General features: G+C 64.3%; 21 protein-coding genes. 5 read left to right on the forward strand and 16 right to left on the reverse strand.

Going from position 1 to position 18,615, the window contains the following annotated elements:
* Positions 1 to 35: 35 nt before the first annotated feature.
* The 3 genes from AC1DHL_RS12730 (at position 36) to AC1DHL_RS12740 (ending at position 3,860) form a co-directional block, all read left to right on the forward strand.
* Positions 36 to 524 carry a tripartite tricarboxylate transporter TctB family protein gene (locus AC1DHL_RS12730; RefSeq protein WP_478104476.1) on the forward strand — a complete coding sequence of 163 codons (489 nt, stop codon included), beginning with the start codon at positions 36 to 38 and terminating at the stop codon, positions 522 to 524.
* A 3-nt stretch (positions 525 to 527) separates the two neighbouring features.
* A complete protein-coding gene (locus tag AC1DHL_RS12735) occupies positions 528 to 2,072 on the forward strand; it encodes a tripartite tricarboxylate transporter permease (RefSeq protein ID WP_478162193.1) in 1,545 nt (514 codons plus the stop codon).
* Between the two features lie 129 nt (positions 2,073 to 2,201).
* The gene (locus AC1DHL_RS12740; RefSeq protein ID WP_478162194.1) at positions 2,202 to 3,860 is read left to right on the forward strand and encodes an NAD(P)/FAD-dependent oxidoreductase; all 1,659 of its coding nucleotides are present in this window, start codon (positions 2,202 to 2,204) and stop codon (positions 3,858 to 3,860) included.
* A gap of 144 nt (positions 3,861 to 4,004) precedes the next feature.
* Here the strand turns inward: AC1DHL_RS12740 and AC1DHL_RS12745 are convergent, their stop codons facing one another.
* The 9 genes from AC1DHL_RS12745 to AC1DHL_RS12785 form a co-directional block, all read right to left on the reverse strand.
* Positions 4,005 to 4,817 carry an NHL repeat-containing protein gene (locus AC1DHL_RS12745; RefSeq protein ID WP_478162195.1) on the reverse strand — a complete coding sequence of 271 codons (813 nt, stop codon included), beginning with the start codon at positions 4,815 to 4,817 and terminating at the stop codon, positions 4,005 to 4,007.
* A 146-nt stretch (positions 4,818 to 4,963) separates the two neighbouring features.
* The gene (locus AC1DHL_RS12750) at positions 4,964 to 5,704 is read right to left on the reverse strand and encodes an HAD family hydrolase (protein WP_478104470.1); all 741 of its coding nucleotides are present in this window, start codon (positions 5,702 to 5,704) and stop codon (positions 4,964 to 4,966) included.
* Positions 5,705 to 5,744: 40 nt separating this feature from the next.
* A complete protein-coding gene (locus tag AC1DHL_RS12755; RefSeq protein ID WP_478162196.1) occupies positions 5,745 to 5,963 on the reverse strand; it encodes a tautomerase family protein in 219 nt (72 codons plus the stop codon).
* A gap of 10 nt (positions 5,964 to 5,973) precedes the next feature.
* Positions 5,974 to 6,816 (reverse strand): hypothetical protein, encoded by an 843-nt coding sequence (locus AC1DHL_RS12760; protein ID WP_478104468.1) that lies wholly within the window; start codon positions 6,814 to 6,816, stop codon positions 5,974 to 5,976.
* Positions 6,813 to 7,661 (reverse strand): AfsA-related hotdog domain-containing protein, encoded by an 849-nt coding sequence (locus AC1DHL_RS12765; protein WP_478104467.1) that lies wholly within the window; start codon positions 7,659 to 7,661, stop codon positions 6,813 to 6,815. Before AC1DHL_RS12765 ends, AC1DHL_RS12760 begins: the two co-directional genes overlap by 4 nt.
* Positions 7,658 to 8,908, reverse strand: a complete 1,251-nt coding sequence (locus AC1DHL_RS12770) for an MFS transporter (RefSeq protein WP_478162197.1) — start codon at positions 8,906 to 8,908, stop codon at positions 7,658 to 7,660. The genes AC1DHL_RS12765 and AC1DHL_RS12770 overlap by 4 nt, the downstream gene beginning before the upstream one ends.
* A 6-nt stretch (positions 8,909 to 8,914) precedes the next feature.
* Entirely contained in the window at positions 8,915 to 9,721 is an 807-nt protein-coding gene (locus tag AC1DHL_RS12775; protein WP_478104464.1) for an SDR family oxidoreductase, read from the reverse strand.
* 7 nt (positions 9,722 to 9,728) lie between these two features.
* Positions 9,729 to 10,349, reverse strand: a complete 621-nt coding sequence (locus tag AC1DHL_RS12780) for a hypothetical protein (RefSeq protein WP_478162198.1) — start codon at positions 10,347 to 10,349, stop codon at positions 9,729 to 9,731.
* Between the two features lie 51 nt (positions 10,350 to 10,400).
* Entirely contained in the window at positions 10,401 to 11,183 is a 783-nt protein-coding gene (locus AC1DHL_RS12785; RefSeq protein ID WP_478162199.1) for a carboxymuconolactone decarboxylase family protein, read from the reverse strand.
* A 133-nt stretch (positions 11,184 to 11,316) separates the two neighbouring features.
* Here AC1DHL_RS12785 and AC1DHL_RS12790 point away from each other — a divergent pair, with 133 nt between their 5' ends.
* Positions 11,317 to 12,219, forward strand: coding sequence for a LysR family transcriptional regulator (locus tag AC1DHL_RS12790; protein ID WP_478104460.1), 903 nt, complete (start codon positions 11,317 to 11,319; stop codon positions 12,217 to 12,219).
* 31 nt (positions 12,220 to 12,250) lie between these two features.
* On the opposite strand, the gene htpX is transcribed toward AC1DHL_RS12790, so the two are convergent.
* From htpX to pyrC, 4 genes are all read right to left on the reverse strand, one after another.
* Positions 12,251 to 13,126, reverse strand: coding sequence for a protease HtpX (gene htpX, locus AC1DHL_RS12795; RefSeq protein WP_478162200.1), 876 nt, complete (start codon positions 13,124 to 13,126; stop codon positions 12,251 to 12,253).
* Between the two features lie 78 nt (positions 13,127 to 13,204).
* The gene (locus AC1DHL_RS12800; RefSeq protein ID WP_478162201.1) at positions 13,205 to 13,969 is read right to left on the reverse strand and encodes a DUF3025 domain-containing protein; all 765 of its coding nucleotides are present in this window, start codon (positions 13,967 to 13,969) and stop codon (positions 13,205 to 13,207) included.
* A gap of 11 nt (positions 13,970 to 13,980) precedes the next feature.
* The gene (locus AC1DHL_RS12805) at positions 13,981 to 14,742 is read right to left on the reverse strand and encodes an NYN domain-containing protein (RefSeq protein ID WP_478162202.1); all 762 of its coding nucleotides are present in this window, start codon (positions 14,740 to 14,742) and stop codon (positions 13,981 to 13,983) included.
* The gene (gene pyrC / locus AC1DHL_RS12810; RefSeq protein ID WP_478162203.1) at positions 14,739 to 15,779 is read right to left on the reverse strand and encodes a dihydroorotase; all 1,041 of its coding nucleotides are present in this window, start codon (positions 15,777 to 15,779) and stop codon (positions 14,739 to 14,741) included. The genes AC1DHL_RS12805 and pyrC overlap by 4 nt, the downstream gene beginning before the upstream one ends.
* 134 nt (positions 15,780 to 15,913) lie before the next feature.
* Between pyrC and AC1DHL_RS12815 the strand changes: the two genes are divergently transcribed.
* Positions 15,914 to 16,351 (forward strand): JAB domain-containing protein, encoded by a 438-nt coding sequence (locus AC1DHL_RS12815; protein WP_478162204.1) that lies wholly within the window; start codon positions 15,914 to 15,916, stop codon positions 16,349 to 16,351.
* A gap of 77 nt (positions 16,352 to 16,428) precedes the next feature.
* Here the strand turns inward: AC1DHL_RS12815 and AC1DHL_RS12820 are convergent, their stop codons facing one another.
* The 3 genes from AC1DHL_RS12820 to AC1DHL_RS12830 all read right to left on the reverse strand — a co-directional run bounded on the left by AC1DHL_RS12820 (position 16,429) and on the right by AC1DHL_RS12830 (position 18,590).
* Positions 16,429 to 16,806 carry a DUF4345 family protein gene (locus AC1DHL_RS12820; protein ID WP_478104452.1) on the reverse strand — a complete coding sequence of 126 codons (378 nt, stop codon included), beginning with the start codon at positions 16,804 to 16,806 and terminating at the stop codon, positions 16,429 to 16,431.
* A gap of 2 nt (positions 16,807 to 16,808) precedes the next feature.
* Positions 16,809 to 17,600 (reverse strand): SDR family NAD(P)-dependent oxidoreductase, encoded by a 792-nt coding sequence (locus tag AC1DHL_RS12825; protein ID WP_478104451.1) that lies wholly within the window; start codon positions 17,598 to 17,600, stop codon positions 16,809 to 16,811.
* A 69-nt stretch (positions 17,601 to 17,669) separates the two neighbouring features.
* Positions 17,670 to 18,590, reverse strand: coding sequence for a LysR family transcriptional regulator (locus tag AC1DHL_RS12830; RefSeq protein WP_478162205.1), 921 nt, complete (start codon positions 18,588 to 18,590; stop codon positions 17,670 to 17,672).
* Positions 18,591 to 18,615 lie beyond the last annotated feature (25 nt).

Genomic DNA, 18,615 nt, shown 5'->3' on the forward strand with positions numbered 1-18,615 from the left:
CGCAGGCATACGGGCCACAGGCTCGGGGGGCAGCAATGAAGCCTCTCACATCGAAGGTCAAGAAGGACTACTACGGCGGCGCCTTGATGGTGTTCGTCGGGCTCATCGCGGTCTACGCGGGGCTTGATTACCGGACCGGCACGCCGGCCCGCATGGGCCCCGGCTTCTTTCCGGTCGCCATCGGCGCGTTGCTGGCCATCACCGGCCTGCTGATCGCGATCACCGCCCGGTCCGACAGCGGCAGTTCCTCCAAGATCGCCGTCGGCCATGGCCATGGAGCGGGCCTTCCCGACCTGCGCGGCGGCATCTGCATCATCCTGAGCGTGCTGGCCTTCCTGCTGGTGGGCGTGTATGGCGGGCTGGTCCCGGCGACTTTCGCCATCGTCTTCATCTCGGCGCTGGGCGACCGCACGAACACCATCACGCAGGCCATCCTGCTGGCGCTGTCGATGTGCATCGTCGCGGTGATCGTGTTCTGGTGGGCGCTGCGCTTGCAGCTTCCGCTCTTCCAGTGGGGGATGTAAATCATGATGCAGTCTCTCCATGATCTCTGGTTCGGGTTCGGCGTCGCCTTCCAGGGCACGAACCTGATGTGGTCGTTCTTCGGCGTGCTGGTCGGCAATCTGATCGGCGTGCTGCCCGGCATGGGGGCGCTGTCGGCGATCTCGATCCTGCTGCCGCTGACCTACGCGATGCACCCGGTTCCGGCCATCCTGATGCTGGCCGGCATCTTCTACGGCTCGCAATACGGCGGCGCCATCGGCGCCATCCTGCTGAACCTGCCCTCCCATCCGCCGCACGCAGTGACCTGTCTCGACGGCTATCCGATGACGCGGGCAGGCAAGGGCGGGACGGCGCTCGGCATCACGATGATCGCGTCCTTCTTCGCGGCGTCGGTGGGCATCCTGGTGATGATCTTCGCGTCGCCGCTGCTGGTGGCCGTGGCCTTCAAGTTCGGACCGACCGAGATCTTCTCGATCATGCTGCTGGGCCTGCTGGCGGGTTCCACCATGTCGCGCGGCTCGCCGCTGAAGGGCGTCGCCATGACGCTGTTCGGCCTGCTCTGCGGCGTGGTCGGCACTGACGTGAACTCCGGCAGCTTCCGCTTCTCGTTCGGCATTCCCGAACTCAGCGACGGCCTGGAACTCGTGGCGATCGCAATGGGCCTGTTCGGCGTGGCCGACTTCCTGCTGAACGTGAACCGCATGACGGTCATCAGCGCCAACACCACGCTGCGCATGCGCGACATGCGGCCGAGCCTGGCCGAGCTGAAGGAAGCCTTCTGGCCGATGGTCCGCGGCACGATGGTGGGTACCGTCTTCGGCGCTATGCCCGGCACCGGCCCGACGATCACCACCTTCATCGCCTATGCGCTCGAGCGCAAGGTGTCGAAGACGCCGGAGAAGTTCGGCACCGGCATGATCGCCGGCGTGGCCTCGCCCGAAGCTTCCTCGCACTCGAAGACGCAGGTCGACTTCATCCCGACGATGAGCCTGGGCATTCCGGGCGACGCGGTGATGGCGCTGATCCTCGGCGCACTGATGATCCAGGGCATCGCCCCCGGACCGCAGCTCATCACCGAGCATCCGGACATCTTCTGGGGCCTGATCGCCAGCTTCTGGATCGGCAACGTGCTGCTGATCATCCTGAACGTGCCGATGATCGGCGTGTGGGTCAAGATGCTGCAGGTGCCCTACCGCTACCTGTTCCCGTCGGCGATGTTCTTCATCGCGGTGGGCGTCTTCAGCACGCAGAACAGCCTGTTCCAGATCTGGGAAGTGCTGGCCTTCGGCGTCATCGGCGCTCTGCTGATCACGCTGGAGTTCTCCGTGGCGCCGATCATGCTGGGCTTCGTGCTCGGGCCGATGGTGGAAGAGAACTTCCGCCGCGCCATGCTGCTGTCCCGCGGCGACGTCGGCGTGTTCGTGCAGCGCCCCATCAGCGCCGCCTTCATCGCGCTGTCGGCCATGCTGCTGATCGGCGTGACCTGGTCGAGCTTCCGTGGCCGTGCGCTCAAGCGCGTGGAGGCGGATGCCGATCGACTGGGCTCGGAAGCCGTTTCGGAAGCGTGATCGAAGCCTGATCGCACCATTCCCCCGACCGAATGACCTGCGGCGCAATATGCGCGCCGCAGGTCATTTTTTCATTCAGTTCGGGGATTTATGATCCGGCCTCTGCTTGATAGACCCAAGCCACCCCCCATGTTGCGAATCTCCGAAATCAAACTGCCGCTCGGCCACGACGAAGCGGCCCTCCCCGCAGCCATCGACGCCGTGCTCGGCACCCCGTCCGGCACCGTGCGCGAGTTCAGCATCTTCAAGCGCAGCTTCGACGCGCGCAAGGCGCAACTGCTGCAGGTCTACATCGTCGACGTGACGCTCGCCGACCCGGCCACCGAAGCCGCACTGCTTCGCAAGTTCGCCGAAAACCCCCGCATCGTTCCGACGCCGGACATGACATGGCAGGCGCCCGCGCAAGCGCCGGCGGCGCTGCCGCTGCGGCCGGTGGTGATCGGCTTCGGCCCTTGCGGCATCTTCGCCGCGCTCGTGCTGGCCCAGATGGGCTTCAGGCCCATCGTGCTGGAGCGCGGCAAGACCGTGCGCCAGCGCACCAAGGACACCTGGGGCCTCTGGCGCAAGAGCGTGCTGAATCCGGAATCGAACGTGCAGTTCGGCGAAGGCGGCGCCGGCACCTTCTCCGACGGAAAGCTCTACAGCCAGATCAAGGACCCACGCTTTCTCGGCCGCAAGGTGATGGAAGAGTTCGTCAAGGCCGGCGCACCGCCCGAGATCCTCTATGTCGCGCATCCGCACATCGGCACTTTCAAGCTCGTGAAGGTGGTGGAGAACATGCGCGAGCAGATCACCGCGCTCGGCGGCGAGATCCGCTTCGAACAACGCGTGACCGACGTGCTGATCGAAGACGGGCCCGAGGGCAGGCACCTGCGCGGCCTCACCGTGCTCGACCAGCGCACCGGCCAGACCAGCGAGTTGCGCGCCGATCACGTGGTGATGGCGCTCGGCCACAGTTCGCGCGACACCTTCGCCATGCTGCACGAACGTGGCGTGCACATCGAGGCCAAGCCCTTCTCGATCGGCTTCCGCGTCGAGCATCCGCAGGGCCTGATCGACCGCGCGCGCTGGGGCCGGCACGCCGGCCACGCATTGCTGGGCGCGGCCGACTACAAGCTCGTGCATCACGCGAGCAACGGTCGCTCGGTGTACAGCTTCTGCATGTGCCCCGGCGGCACCGTCGTGGCCGCGACCAGCGAACCGGGCCGCGTGGTCACCAACGGCATGAGCCAGTATTCGCGCAACGAGCGCAACGCCAACGCGGGCATCGTGGTGGGCATCGACCCGCACGACTATCCCGGATGGGAAGAAGGGCGCACCGGCTCGCCGCTGGCCGGCATCGAGATGCAGCGCGCTCTGGAGTCCACCGCCTTCGTGCTCGGCGGCGGCGACTACCGCGCGCCGGGGCAACTGGTCGGCGACTTCGTTGCGGGCAAGCCCTCGACGGCGCTCGGAAGCGTCGAGCCCTCGTACAAGCCGGGCGTGACGCCGGGCGATCTCCATGCCGCCCTCCCCGCCTATGCGATCGAGGCCATGCGCGAAGCCTTCCCGGCCTTCGGACGCAAGATCAAGGGCTTCGACCTGCACGACGCGGTGCTGACCGGCGTCGAGACCCGGACCTCGTCGCCGATCAAGATCACGCGCGGGGAGGACTTCCAGAGCCTCAACGTGCGCGGGCTGTACCCCGCGGGGGAAGGCGCGAGCTATGCGGGGGGGATTCTGTCGGCAGGGGTCGACGGGATCAAGGTGGGTGAGGCCGTGGCGCTCAGCGTGGCCTCGCAAAATTGATCCGGCGGACTGTCCAACTGGGACTTCGGCACGATTCACTTTCCCTCCTTGGGCGAACTCGGAAGCGTGCGCTTTCCTCCTGCCCGCAGTGTTTTCACGCCGATGTACCTTGGCGTACCCTAGTGGAGCGCTCGGCGCTCGTCGTCAATTTCCGCGCCGGTAGCGCCGCACCACGCCATCGCCCCAATTGCCCACGGCGACTTCCGAGCCTTCGGGGGACCGAGCCATCGCCACCGGGCCGCGCAGGTCCTGAATCAATGCCCTCGCGGAGCCGTCTCTGGTGACACGCCACACCGAAGTGCCGCCGTAATCAGGCACAAGTACAGCATCGGGCCCGTCTGCCACGATGCCAACCGCGGGTGCGCCTAGCTTTCCAGTTAGCTCGCGCCGCGTAGCATCGGGTCGAATCTCCAAGACGCTGCCAGCCAAATTTGCGACAACCAGCGCGCCATCGGCAAACTCCACGGCACCAACGGGCGTCGGCAGCCCATCCGCTATGACCCGCGTGTTACCCGTCGCATCCGCGCGCAAAACTTGGTTGAGCCCCCGATCGGCGACAAGCAAGGTATCGTCTTGTCCGATGGAGAGGCCCGCCGGAGTGCGGAGACCTCGAACAAACATCGCGGGTTTTCCGCCCGGAGACAAGCGATGGACCACTCCGCCCGAGTAGGACGACACATAAATCACCCCGTGGCGATCCACCGCAATGCCAGAGGGCGACTGGATCTGGTCAGTGATGAGCCGCTTGACGCCTGCCAGGTCAACGTGCATGACTCGATGCGCTGACCATTCAGTGATATACAAGCCCCCGCCGGCATCGTACGCCAAGCCAGTCGGCGCAGAAAAAGCGCCAACTGTTGCAATGCTGGTCCACGGTTTGGTTGGCTCTGCCGCGAAGGCAGAAACTGCGATAAGCGCGGCAAGGCCGGCCGATGCGAAGCGCTTGAAAAAGACCATAGGTCCTCGAAATTGGGGTTAACTACCGTGCCAATCTATCGGGTGGAGGCTCGCCGCCCGAGATTCAGTCGATGCGTGCAGGCGATCCGTCCACCTCGCGTACGCGGCGCCGACAAGGCGGGAGCGCGCCGTGCGCGACAGACCGCTCAGGCGACCACTGTCGCCCTCTGGACCAGCGAGACGGCCCGTGCCCGTGCAACTTCGTCCACCGCTGCGATCAGCCGCTGCGGCCAGCCGCGCGTCCGGGCAAGCTCCCCCAGCCGTGGATCACCGATCACGGCTACAGGGTGCCCGACCGCCTCAAGCATCTGGGCGTCTGACAGATCGTCGCCAAATGCCCAGCAATCGGCCGCCGCAACGCCTTGCTCCGTGAGGAACTGTCGGATCGCGATGGCCTTGCCCGCTCCGATGGTCTGCGGTGGCACGAACTTCCCTGTGTACTTGCAACCGTCATGGACCAAGCGAGTCGCCAGCACATGGGAGACACGAAGGTACTCCGCGATCGGCCGCAGGAGTTCCTCGAAGGAGCCCGAGACGAGCACTGGCTCGATGCCTTGCGCGCGCAGGCGCTCCAGTTCAGCGAGCACCTCCTGGTGGAAGCTCGACGGTTGACGTGCATGGCGCGTGGCCCAGGCTCGCCCGCAGGACTCGACCAAGTCTACGGGGCGGCCGGCGAAGAAGTCGTAGTAGCGGCGGTTGACAACCTCGCGCGGCACGTCTGACTCGATCAGCGTGCTTAGGATGGCGACCACATCCTGCGGTTCGAACTCCGGATGCGGCGACTGCATCTGGCTCCAGCCGCTGTACCAGGCCTGGTTGAACTCGAACATGCTCTTGCCTTTCAGCAAGGTGCCGTCTACATCGAAAAACGCGAAAGCTTTTGTCATTTTTAATTCCTCCTTGGATAGGTCTGCCGGAACGGGTACTTCAGGGCGATCGGCGCCGGCTCAGGGTAGCGAAATCCGGGTCGCTTCCGAGCGTGCCGCCTTCACCCCAGCGGTTTGTTTGGATCTCTTGAATCAGCACGGTGATCTTGTCAAGCGGTGCGCCTGTGACCTCGCGGGTGGCTCGCGTGAGCGCCTCGATGAGCGCCTTGCTGCTGTCGTCGCCGAGAGTCGGCCAGGTCATGACGGAAATGATGGGCACGGGACTCTCCTCAGTTCGATTTGGTCGTGAATTGCTCGAAGCCCGGGTCTTGGAGCTTGAGCTGCGCATGGATGTCGCCGCCGAGGCCGTAAAGCCCAATGGCGCCGCCGTAGTTCATCTGATAGCTCATCCACAGTACGATGACGTTCACGATACGGTTCGCACCACCCAGACACGCGTCTGGGAATGGATTCGGCAGCGTCACCTTGTAGCGTCCCCGGCCGCGCTCGTCGCTTACGAACACGTTAGGCACGCCGAGCGGGCCGGGGCGGGTTGGCGCGGCCTGATCGAGGTCGCGGCTGCGCAGACTCATCACGGTGTAGAGGCTGTCGGGGATCAGTCCGGACATTTCCAGTTCGAACGTTGCCGTCCTGCCGGAAGCGTCAGTGCCCACGCGCAGTTGGCCGGTGGCCTCGACCCATTGACCCAATGTCACCGGATCATTCCGGCGGCGTCCATCTTCAAGACGCAGATCTGGAATCGGAACGAGGTGGAACGGATAACTTGGTCGCCGTTCGGTGGCGGCGTGCGGTCGCTGAACGGGTGCAAACGTCATTGGATAGTTGTTGCAGGGAAGCGGCACCGGTAGGGTGTGCAGGACCATGGCTCGGTCGACCTCGTCCAGGCGATCGGGAAGCCAGCGCACGATCTCGTACGGAACGTTGCTGCCGAACGCCGGCACCGGCGAACGTGCCGAAACAATCGCGCGCCTCCAGGTCGAGCGGACGCCGCCGTCCACGCTGGACTCGTTCACCCGGCCAATGACGACGAAATCGCCGTCGACGTTCATGACCTCGCTCGGCGGGTAGGAAGGGCCCTGGGTAGTGACGCTGAGGTCGTAGGTCGCGTTCATCGTGCGACCTCAGCCCTGCGTCCTGCACCGCCTGAGTCTGCGCCCCGGGCAACTGGCGCCGCCGGCGAGCAGGACGCGCGGCTTGCGCAATAGACGCCCATCCATTCGCCCACGGTATCGAGCACCCTCGCCGCCTGCTCGGTCTCCTTCACCTCGATACGGCTGGCCAAGAAGGCCGTGAACTCGAAGCCGATTCGGGTTGCGCGCTTTCCCGCCTGGCCGACCTCGATTGCCACCTTGAAGTGCATGCGAGCCCGGTTATCCACGCGCTTGTCCAGGATTTCGTAACGAAGGCTCGCGCCGACCGGAAAGACGAATCTCTGGAACGCGACCTCCATGTTGTCAATCACGAAGTAGTAACCCGAGTTGTCGTCGCAGCCAATGAAGAATTCTTCGGTCACGGCAAGGAACATCTGGCGCGCTGCCTCGATTAGCACCATGCCCTGGATGTGCTGCCCGGTTTGGTGGTCTCCCATCAACTCAGAGCGCTCATCCAACAATAGCTCGGCCTCGAATGAGTCGGGGCCGAGGCGCACAGGAGTGGAAATGATGGCGTTCTCGATGCGACGCTTGTGGGTCAGCAGCCGGCTCGCCCGCACTGGGCGCTGCGAGAGGCCCCGCAGGCGTTCGACCCCAGGGACACCGTCCTGGGCCTGCATCGCCATCTGTTTGACCTGAAGGACTTGCGACTCAGAGAGCCCCTGCCCCGGCACGACGACGGCATCTGAAAGCACGCGGCCCAACGCCATTGTTCTCGATAGCTGCTCGAACTGCGCAAGCGTCAGGACGCAATCATGCTTGGCGAATTCGCGAAACTTATCGCCAACAACGAATATGGATTTCATGGGTTCTCTCCTCGGTTTGAAAATGTCTCTCTCATGAGATCAGTCGCCTGTGTGCTGCGGCGATCCAAGAGCAGTGCGGCAATCGCGCCCCCGACCGACAGGGTGGCTGCGGCGATGACTCCTGACCAGCCGGAGGCGGTCCAAAGGGGTCCGAGAGCAGTGCTTGCCAAGCTGCCCGCGCTCAAACAGGTCAATAGGTAGAGCGATGAGGTAGCTCCTCGGCGGGTCGGTTCAACGTGCTGCGTGATTCGCATGAGAAGTGCCGGTTGGCTCGCGAAGACGCCGAGGAACAGCAAGACGAGCCCCGTGCCGAGCGCCGCGCTACCAGCGGCGGCGCCGAGCGTGAGTACCGCGCACAACACGATCGACAAGCCGCCGAGCGCAACTGACAGCGAGCCGAAGCGGCCCGCAAGACGGCCGGAAAGCGGCGCCCCCAAGAGCGCGCTCAATCCCAGCAAGCTGAAGGCGCCGATCGACGCAGCGTCGTAGCTGAACGGTGGCTGATGCAGACGCAGAGTCAGAAAGGTCAGCGTGCCGAGATAGCCGAAGAACATCAAGAAGCCAACCAGGAACAACCTTGCCGTCGAGGCGTTGGTCAGAACCGAGACGCTGCGCATGTATGCCACAGCTAAAGAGCCCGCCTGGCGAGGCGGCGCCAGCGTCGGCAGTGCCTGGTTGACCGCGGCCGCAAGCAGCAACAGGACAGCGAAGGCCCGCAGAGCACCGTCTACGCCCAGGTGCGCGGCGAGCAGTCCCATGCTCGCGCGCCCTGTGGTGATGCCGGCCACGGTAGCAGCGAGGACGAGACCGAAGTAGGTCCCGATCTGCTCCTTGGGAACGATCCGAGGCACGATGGCGAACATCGCCGCGGGCACCATCGCCGCAGCGACGCCCTGCACGAGAAGGATCACGAGAAACAGGTGGAAGTCGGAAGTGCACCAGCCTGCGGCATAGGTCGCTGCGGCGCAGGCCAAGAGGCCTGCGCGCGACATGGCACGCGCGTCCCAACGGTCGGACAAGGGGCCGACGAAATAGAAGGCGACGGCATAAGCGAGACTGACAATACCGAACGCCAGGCGGGCATCGGCAGGTGCGATGCCCATGTGCGCCGCGAGTTCGGCGAGCACCGGTTGCAACAGGTATACCGCGGCCACGGCAATGCAAGTCGTCATGCAGGCCGCGATGGAAATTAACATTGAGCCCGGTTGCGGCGCGGCGGGATGATTTGTCGACATGGCGAAAGTCATCGTTGGTCAGAGGGCGGCGGTGAGGCCACCGTCGACATCGATAACAGCGCCGTTCAGGTAGTCGCTGCACGGGTTCACCAGCATCTCCACGGCGCTTGCCACGTGGTCAGGCGAGGCCAGCATACCTAGCGGGATGCGGTCGATCACGGCGCGGTCCGCTTGTTCTAATGTTGTGCCCAGCCGCCTTGCGAGTGCCGCGATGGTGTCACGCCAAAGCGGGCTCTCCACAGGGCCAGGGCTGACCACATTGACGCGCACGCCACGACGAGCGATGTCCCGCGAGATCGCCTTCGCGAATCCGAGCAGGGCACAGTTCACGGTGCTATTGATCGGGAACAGCGGATCCGGCTCCTTCGCAAACACGCCGTTCACGAGGATGACCTGACCGCCTCCCGCGGCGGCCATTGGCCGGCACACGGCACGCGCGAGGCGCACCGCGCCCATCAGCTTGCCCTGAAGGCCATCCTGCCACTGCTGCTCCGTGCTTTCCAAGAGGTCGCCCAACGGGCCGGACCCAGCGGCATGCACGAGCAGGTCGATGCGTGGGAAACGCGCCAAGATTCCGGCGAACGCGGCGTCAAAGCCGTCGCTCGCGCCGATGTTGATGACTGCCGTGTGTACGCGTTTCCGCGAGATCGCGTTTGCCCCAAGTGCATCGCGGGCCACTCGCAGGCGCTCTTCATCGCGCCCGAGCATTACCACCTGCATGCCTGCGTTAGCCAAGCGAGCAGTAACGGCCGATCCAATTGCCCCGCTTGCGCCGCTGACCAACGCAACACCGGCCGGATAAAGCCGATTGATAGTCGATTTCATAGCGACCTCAGAGGTCCATCCGGCGATAGAACCGCGTGTACAGCCCCCTATCCCCACCGGTGATGAAGCGCGACCCAGCCTGGCGCACGATGTCGACGTAGCGTTCCGACTGGAACACGGATTGATAGGCTTCCAACTCGCAGCTGAAACCGGAGAAGAACATCACCCCTGGCTCCGAACTGATCACGGAGTGGTAAGCCAAAAAGGTCTCAACCTCTGGCGCATGGCGTACCACATCGAAAATGGTGCGATCACGCCAAGCCCTGTAATCCGCGTGGACAGCCGGCGGCACCTCGACGTGGCGTAGTTGCAGCCACGGCGTACGCGGCAGTGGCTCGGCGCAGTCTTTCGGGGCTTCGACAAACTCGAAGACCTGCCGGTTGAAGTCGCTTGCCGCGTCAGGCGCCAAGGCTTGCCATTCCTCGCGCCAGGTTGCATGAAATGAGCTGACCGAGTCGAGTTCATCGAGGGCGATGAGTTGCAGCACGCTATTCCCTTCGGTGCATGCATAGAGCTCGCTTCTTTCCGCGGGCATTCGAGACGCGACTTGGGCCCATGCGGCCGCGAGAGATGATTGGCGACCTGGCAAGGCCTGGATTTCGCTAGCGATGATGATTTTGGAGGACATGCTTTTCCCTGAGCAAAGTTGACTGATTGAAGGGGAACCGTTTGGCGGCGCTCATTGCCCGCGTTCGCGGAGGACGTCCTGGACGACCAGCATCCCATTGATGGCCGCGGGAAACCCGGCATAGGCTGCAACATGCGTGACGGCCTCGACCACTTGCGCGCGCGTGCCCCCGACGTTGAGCAGCCCGTGGACGTGCACCTGCAGCTGCGGCACAGCTGTGCCCAAGGCGACGAGCGAGGCGACGGTCACAAGTTCGCGATCGAGCAGGTCGAGCCCGGCACGACCGTAGATCTCGCCGAAGCTGAACTCGATGATCATCCGCCCGAGGTCAGGGCAGATATCGTGCAACGACTGGATGACGCGCTCTCCGGCCTCGCCGTCGATGCGCTGCAGGGTCGCCCAGCCGGTGTCGTAGCGTCTGGAACTGGAATCCGCTGCGGGCGACGCTGGCGCCGTGATGCCACGTTCCGCGAAGATCTCCTTCAACACGAACATCCCGTTTAAGCAGGCCGGGAAGCCGGCGTAGACGGCCAGATGAATCATCGTCTCGACCAGCTGTGTCGGAGTGCATCCGGCAAGCAGGGCACCAGTCAAATGGAATTTCAGCTGCGGGCGGGCATTGCCCAGAGCGGCGAGCACAGCAACGGTTACCAACTGGCGTCGCGCGAGATCGAGTCCGTTCCGGCTGTAGATCTCGCCATAAACGAAGCGAATGATCATCTCGCCCAGGTCGGGCGCGATGTCGTCCAGCGTGTCGAGGATGGCCGGAGTGTTGTTGCCCTCGATGCGGCGCAAGTTTTCAAGGCCGCAGAGGTAAGTAGGGTTGTCAGTCATGGTGGCTCGGTGATTCGACGTAGGTCAACGTTAGTCGACACCACGCTGGTCAACCAATGCCACTTTTGTTGATACCCTTTTGGACATTCGCTCCGCCCTTAGGGGAGCAACAACAAGAGATCAGGGAGTCGCCATGAGTCGGGAATTCAGCCTCAAGCAGCTGCGCAGCTTCGTTGCCGTCGCAGAGGAACTCAACTTCAGGCGCGCCGCCGCGCGCCTGTTCATAACGCAGCCGCCGCTCAGCCGGCAGATCCGCCGCCTGGAGGAGTTGCTCAAGTCACCACTATTCGTCCGCGATCGTCAGGGCGTGCTCCTGACCGAAGAGGGCCGGCGCTTTCTCGAGAAGGCACGGCTACTGCTGGAGCACTCGTGCGAGGTGTTCGAGTCCGTACGCTCGAAAGCGCCGATGGTTCGCGCCAGCCTCCGTGTCGGCGTGACGGTGGCCCTTGATCCCGACTTCTTTTCAGCGGTCGGCCAGATTGTCGAATCTCGCTTTCCTTCCAGCGAAATCATGATCAAGCGGCAGATCTCGATCCGTTGTATCAAGGACGTCTTCAAGGGGGTGCTCGATCTTGCACTAATCGGAACACCCGCCGACATGGAGGGCATGCTGAGCCGCCAGTTGTGCAAGGACCCGCTCGTGGTCGCGATGTCGACGTCTCATCCACTCGCTTCTCGACGCCAGGTTTCGCTCACCGAGATCCAACAGGACACTCTGTTCTGGTTCGACCGCAAGCTCAACCCGGCCTTTTACGACCATTGCGAGCGCGGCTTCCGCCGCTTCGGCTTCTCGCCGGAGCGCGCGCCTGAGCCGGCGGAGCACCATGTGCTCCTGGCCATGGTAGCCGCAGGCCAGGGAGTGGCGCTCATACCGGGCTCACTTCGCGCCGTCCGTCGCAAGAACGTCGTCTACAAGACGATCAAGGAAGCGTCTTATTTTCAGATCGGGGTAGCAGCGATTTGGCGTGAGAATGCGCCCGAAATCGTAGAACTCGTCAATGCGCTCGCGGCGCACTACGAAGCCCTGTTGCGCTAAGCCAAGAGGTTCAGCACAGGCCGTCGTCGAATCAACCCTGCGCGTTCTGCAATGCGGCAATGCGCTGTTCGATCGGCGGGTGCGTCGCAAACAAGCTGCCCAGCTTGCCGGTGATGCCCATCGCTTCGACGGACTTCGGCAACTCGCCCGGAGTCAGTCCGCCCAACCGGGCCAGCGCGTTCATCATCGGCTGCTTGCGGCCCAGCAGTTGCGCAGAGCCCGCATCGGCACGGAATTCGCGCTGGCGCGAGAACCAGGCCACGACGATCGCAGCGGCAAAGCCGAGCACGATGTCGAGCACGATCGTGGTCACGAAGTAGCCGATGCCGGGGCCCGAATTGCGGTCGTCGCCGCGGCGCAGGAAGCTGTCGACCGCATAGCCGATCACGCGCGAAAGGAACACGACGAAGGTGTTCATCACGCCCTGGATCAGCGTCATCGTGACCATGTCGCCGTTGGCGACGTGCGCCACTTCGTGGCCGATCACGGCCTCGACCTCTTCGCGGGTCATGTTCTGCAGCAGGCCGGTCGAAACGGCAACCAGCGACGAGTTCTTGAAGGCGCCGGTGGCAAAGGCGTTGGGATCGCCTTCGAAGATGCCAACCTCGGGCATGCCGATGCCAGCCTTGTCGGCGAGCTTCTTCACGGTCTGCACGATCCAGGCTTCGTCGGGCGACTGCGGGTCGTTGATGATCCGCACGCCTGCCGACCACTTGGCCATCGGCTTGCTGATGAGCAGCGAGATGATCGCGCCACCGAAGCCCATGATCAGCGCGAAACCGAGCAGCGCAGAAAGATCGAGTCCGTTGGCAGTGAGGAAGCGGTTGACGCCGAGCAGGCTTGCGACGACGCCCAGCACCGCCACCACCATGACGTTGGTCAGCACGAACAGAAGGATGCGTTTCAAGTTGGATTCTCCGTGAGGAAACGTGTGCACAGTTGGGGGCCGGACGGCCCCGATTCAAGCGGTGCGGAACAGCAGGGCCTATGGATTTGAGCTTGGTTCTGCGACCCTGCGAGGACGAAAAACATCCGAATCATCATAGAAGGAAAAGTTCTCATTGGGCACCCACCACCCGGGCACGCCGAGCACCGGCAGCGGCACGAAGGGCTTGGCCACGAGGTGTGCGGGATCCAGTGCCGAGACTATGCCGGCATCGTGGGGCGCGATCGAGGCATTTCCCCCCGGCGCGATGAGGACATGGGCCGTCGCGGCCTTGCGGGGCGAGGTGAGTTTTTCCAGCAATGCGTGGCCGAAGACCAGGAGCCGTGCGTGGCGCCAGAGTACGCGCCGGCTCACGAAAAGGCTGTGCCAGTCGCGCGCACGCAGCGCGTCCCACAGCGGCGGCGGCGCGTCGAGCACAGCGCCGTTCTCATCGAAGAGCGTGAGCGCGTCGCGCAGCGGTCCGCGCGTCGCTCCCACGCCGGCACGGGCGATCTCGGCGGCCTGCAGTTCATTCAGACGCAGTTTGGCTTCGGGGCAGTGCGACCAGACGAGGCCGTTGAAGAAGTCATGCAGGTTGTGGCGCGTCGGCACCGTGCGCCTCGCAAAGATGTGGGCCTCGTAGGCGGTGCCGGCCGGCAGATCGTCCTGTGGAACGAAGCGGACGGGCGCATGGCCGGCCGCATTGAGCGCATCGCAGCCGTGCGCTCCCCCGTCGAGCGCCGCCTGGAGGCGCACGCCGCGCTCGCGGTAGGGTGAAAGCCATGGCGGGCTCCAGTCGACCGCGAGATGGGCCGGTCGATCCACGGGCCGGCGCCTCAGTTACCGTACGTCTTCGCCTGCCGGCGGTCGCGCACGGCCACCGAGTTCTTGCCTTCGTCCCGCAACTCGAACAGGTCGATCACCTTGAGCAGCTTGGTCCAGCTGCCGTAACCATAGTTGAGGAAGTGCTTGGACGACTGGTTGCGGATCTGATGGCCCAGTTCGCCGACGCGCGCCCACCCGTCTTCGTCGGCCGCGGCCTTGATGACGCTGCGCAGCAGATTGACGAGCGCCGTGTCTTGCTTGAGCTCGTTGGGTGGCACGCGCAGCGGCGGCGCGGGCTTCGCGGCCGGCGAATCCACCTCGGACTCCTCAGGCACCTGATCGACGTACAGGAAACGCGTGCACGCATTGACGAAAGGCTTGGGCGCCTTGCGTTCGCCAAAGCCGAACACGGCGGCGCCCTTGGCGCGCAAGTGCATCACAAGCGGCGTGAAATCGCAGTCCGAAGACACGAGTGCGAAAGCGTCCGGCCGATCGACGTAGAGAAGTTCAAGCGCATCGACCACCATGGCGATATCGGTCGCGTTCTTTTCCTTCACGAGGTCGTACTGCTGCATGGGTCGGATCGCATGGTCATGCAGCTTGGCCTCCCAGCCGCGCAGACCTTCTTTCTTCCAGTTGCCGTAAGCGCGGCGGACGTCGGTCATTCCCAGCGTCGACAACTCGCTCAGGATGAACTCGATCTTTCCTGCCGGCGCGTTGTCGGCGTCGATGAGCATCGCGATGCGGTAGCTGTCGGGTTGGTCCGATTTCATTCGAGTCTCCAGTTCACCTGTTCGCCACCACGCAGCGGCTTCAGCGTCGCATCGCCGTACGGCACCGTTTCAGGCACGGTCCAGCTTTCGCGCCGCAGGGTCACGGCGCCCTTGTTGCGCGGCATGCCGTAGAAGTCGGCGCCGTGGAAGCTGGCGAAGCCTTCGAGCTTGTCCAGCGCACCGGCGTTGTCGAAGGCTTCTGCGTAGAGCTCCAGCGCGGTGAGCCCGGTGTAGCAGCCGGCGCAGCCGAGGGCGTGTTCCTTCAGGTGCGCGGGGTGCGGTGCGCTGTCGGTGCCGAGGAAGAATCGGTCGCTGCCGCTGGTGGCCGCTTCGACCAGCGCCACGCGATGGGTCTCGCGCTTGAGCACCGGCAGGCAGTAGTAGTGCGGGCGGATGCCGCCCGTGAAGATGGCGTTGCGGTTGTAGAGCAGATGGTGCGCGGTGATGGTGGCTGCCGTGAAGCGGCTCGCGTCGCGCACGTAGTGGGCGCCTTCCTTCGTCGTCAGGTGCTCGAACACCACCTTGAGTTCGGGGAAGTCGCGGCGCAAGGGGATCATCACGCGGTCGATGAACACAGCCTCGCGGTCGAACAGGTCGACGGCCGGGTCCGTCACCTCGCCGTGCACGAGCAGCAGCAGGCCATGCTTCTGCATGGCTTCGAGCGTGGCGTAGGTCTTCCTGATGTCGGTCACGCCGGCATCGCTGTTGGTGGTGGCACCGGCAGGGTAGAGCTTGAGTGCGCGCACGCCCGCTACGGCAGCACGCTCGATCTCGTCGGGCGGCAGCTTGTCGGTCAGGTAGAGCGACATCACGGGCTCGAAATCAATGCCGGCGGGCACTGCGGCGCGGATGCGTTCGCGGTAGGCCACGGCCTGGTCGGCCGTCGTCACGGGAGGACGCAGGTTCGGCATGATCAGCGCGCGCCCGAACTGGCGTGCGGAGTGCGGCACCACGGCTTCGAGCGCTGCGCCGTCGCGCACGTGCAGGTGCCAGTCGTCGGGGCGGGTGATGGTGAGGGTGTCGGCGTGGCTTGTCATGGGGAGAGATTGTCCCATCGCCCTGCGGGGCCACGCGAAACAACATCGCGAAGGAGCCGGTTGATACCATTGAACCGCGGAACCCGGCGGGAGGGCCTTTCCTCCGCTCGTGAATTACCGAAGAGACAGGCAAGATGGCTTATTTGAAGGAACTCAAGGTCACGTTCACCCGCAAACGGGTGGACGATGACCTGTTGAACAAGCCCGTGGAGAACCCCAGGCAGGTCTACGAGCTGTTCAAGGACATGCAGGACGAAACGAAGGAGAAGGTCGTTGTCCTGCATCTGAATCCTCAACTGGAAGTTCTTTCCTATGAGGTGGCGTCCATGGGTACGGCGCATCACGCAGTGCTCGAGCCCGTGGAAATATTCAGGAACGCCATGCTCGCGCGGGCCTCGACGCTCATCGTCGTCCACAACCACCCGTCCGGTACATGCCGGCCGTCGGAGGCGGATATCGAGGTGGCGTTGCGTATGCATGAACTCGGCAAGCTGCACAACATGTTGCTGCAAGACTTCATCATCATCGGCTATGGCGAGTTCTACAGCTTTCGGGAGCATGGGCAGTTCTGATCCGTTTCACCCCAGCTCCGACGATCAGTCCGCCGTTTTGCTTTTTCGACGCCGCCGAATTTCACAGCGTTCTACGTCTACAGGGCGTGCGCCGCCGCCAGGACGAAGGGAAGAAGCAGTTCAGGAACGAGATAGCCGATCCAGACCCCGGCCGGCTTCGGAAGCCCTACCTTGGCGATCGACAGGAGCCGCCCGCAGCCGGCGATGAAAACCCCCAGGGCAATCAGATAGACCAGGAAGCCCTGCTCGCGCACGGTGATCCCCGCCCACAGGCAGATGAATCCCATGGACAGGTAGATCCCCGCCATGAATCGATGGACGTTGTCCAGGCGCGGACTGGTGTCCGGCTGTCCGAGGACCATCTGCAAGGTGCCGCCGAACATGGCGATCGCGGCAAAGATGAAAAGGCAGACCCTGACGACGATCTGGCTTGCGAGGAGCGCGTCGGGCGCCATGCTCAGACCGCGCTCTTCACGACGCCGCCGTCCACGCGCAGCGCAGCGCCGGTCGTCGCCGACGAGAGCGGGCTGGCGATGTAGGTGACCATCGAGGCCACTTCCTGCGGCGACGCGAAACGCTTGATGAGCGAAGTCGGCCGCACTTTCTCGAAGAATTCCTTTTCGAACTCATCGAAGGTCTTGCCGTCGGCCTTCGCCAGCGCGTCGACGAAATCGCCGACGCCGCGCGACTTGGTGGGCCCGGGCAGGATGCTGTTGACCGTGATGCCAGTCCCGGCCACCGCTTCGGCCAGCCCGCGGGACACGGCGAGTTGCGCGGTCTTTGTCATGCCGTAGTGAATCATCTCGGCGGGGATCTGGACCGCGCTCTCGCTGGAGATGAAGATGATCCGGCCCCAGTTCGCGCGCCGCATTGCGGGCAGGCAAAGGCGGGCGAGGCGCACCCCGCTCAGTACGTTCACATCGAAAAAGCGCAGCCAGTCGGCATCGTCGATCGCCTCGAAGGGCTTGGGCTCGAAGATGCCGAGGTTGTTGACGAGAATCTCGATGCCCGGGAAGCGCCTCAGCAGCGCCTCGGCGACGTCAGGCTTGCTCAGGTCGCCCGCGAAGCCGAGCACCTCGCCGCCCGGTCCGGCGCTGATTGCAGCGACCGCCGCATCCACCGATGCCTGCGAGCGGCCGTTGACGATGACGCGCGCGCCTTCGGCAGCGAGGGCCGTCGCGATGGCGTGGCCGATGCCGGCGGTGCTGCCGGAGACCAGTGCGAGCTTGCCTGCGAGCTGGGTATCCATGTGAAGACCTCGTGTGAACCGTTGCGGGAGGTCGGATGATTGCCCGGGATGTCGGCGCGGTCAACGCTTCTAAGTGCGAGCGCCCGTCGCATCGACGGGCCGCGCACCGCGCGCCCGCTCCAGGATGAAATCGATGAAGGTGCGCGTCGCCCGCGTGTGCTGCCGGTTCGGCATGTAGAGCATGTACATCTGCGTGCCGAAGATGCTCAGTCGCCAGTCGTCGAGCGTGGTCATGACGTCGCCGCGCCTGACGTCGTCGTTCACCACATAGTCGGGCACCAGCCCGACGCCGAGACCGGCGAGGATGGCTTGCCGCAGGAAGAGGAAGTTCTCCGAGATCAGCGTGGGCTCGAGCACCACTTCCCGCCGCTCCTCGCCCTGGTAGGCGGAGACGCGCAGTTGACGACCGATCACGGCGGCGGTGATCAGCGGCGCGCCCTGCAGCGCGTCCAGTTGCGTCGGAAGGCCGTGTTGCTTCGCATAGTCGGTCGACGCACAGGCCACGTAGCGCACCGGCCCGAGTTCGCGCGCGACCAGGTTCTGCGGCGGCTCGGGAATCACGCGGATCGCGATGTCGACTTCGTCGCGCAGCAAATCCTGGATGCGGTTCTCGAACAGCACGTCGAGCACGATGCCCGGGTACTGCCGCTTGAAGTCGAGAAGCCATTCGGACATCACGAGCTGCCCGTAGCCGCTGGGCACGCTCAGGCGCACGCTGCCCAGCAGGCTCTGGCCCAGCGTGGCGACGGACTCCCTCGCCGCCATGAGTTCGCCCTGGATGGCGATGCCGTGCTGGTACAGGCGCAGGCCGATCTCTGTCGCTTCGGCGCGTCGCGTGGTGCGACGCACGAGCTGCGCGCCGACGGAGCGTTCCAGCTGGTTCAGGTGGTAGCTGACGTTGGCGCGGCTCATCTTGAGCCGGCGCGCGGCCTCGCTGAGGTTGCCGGCATCCAGGATTTCGACGAGAAGAGTGAGCGATTGCAAGTCCATGGCTTGGGCGCCATTTTGTCAAAAA

This window comes from Variovorax sp. 10L426, from assembly GCF_056395305.1.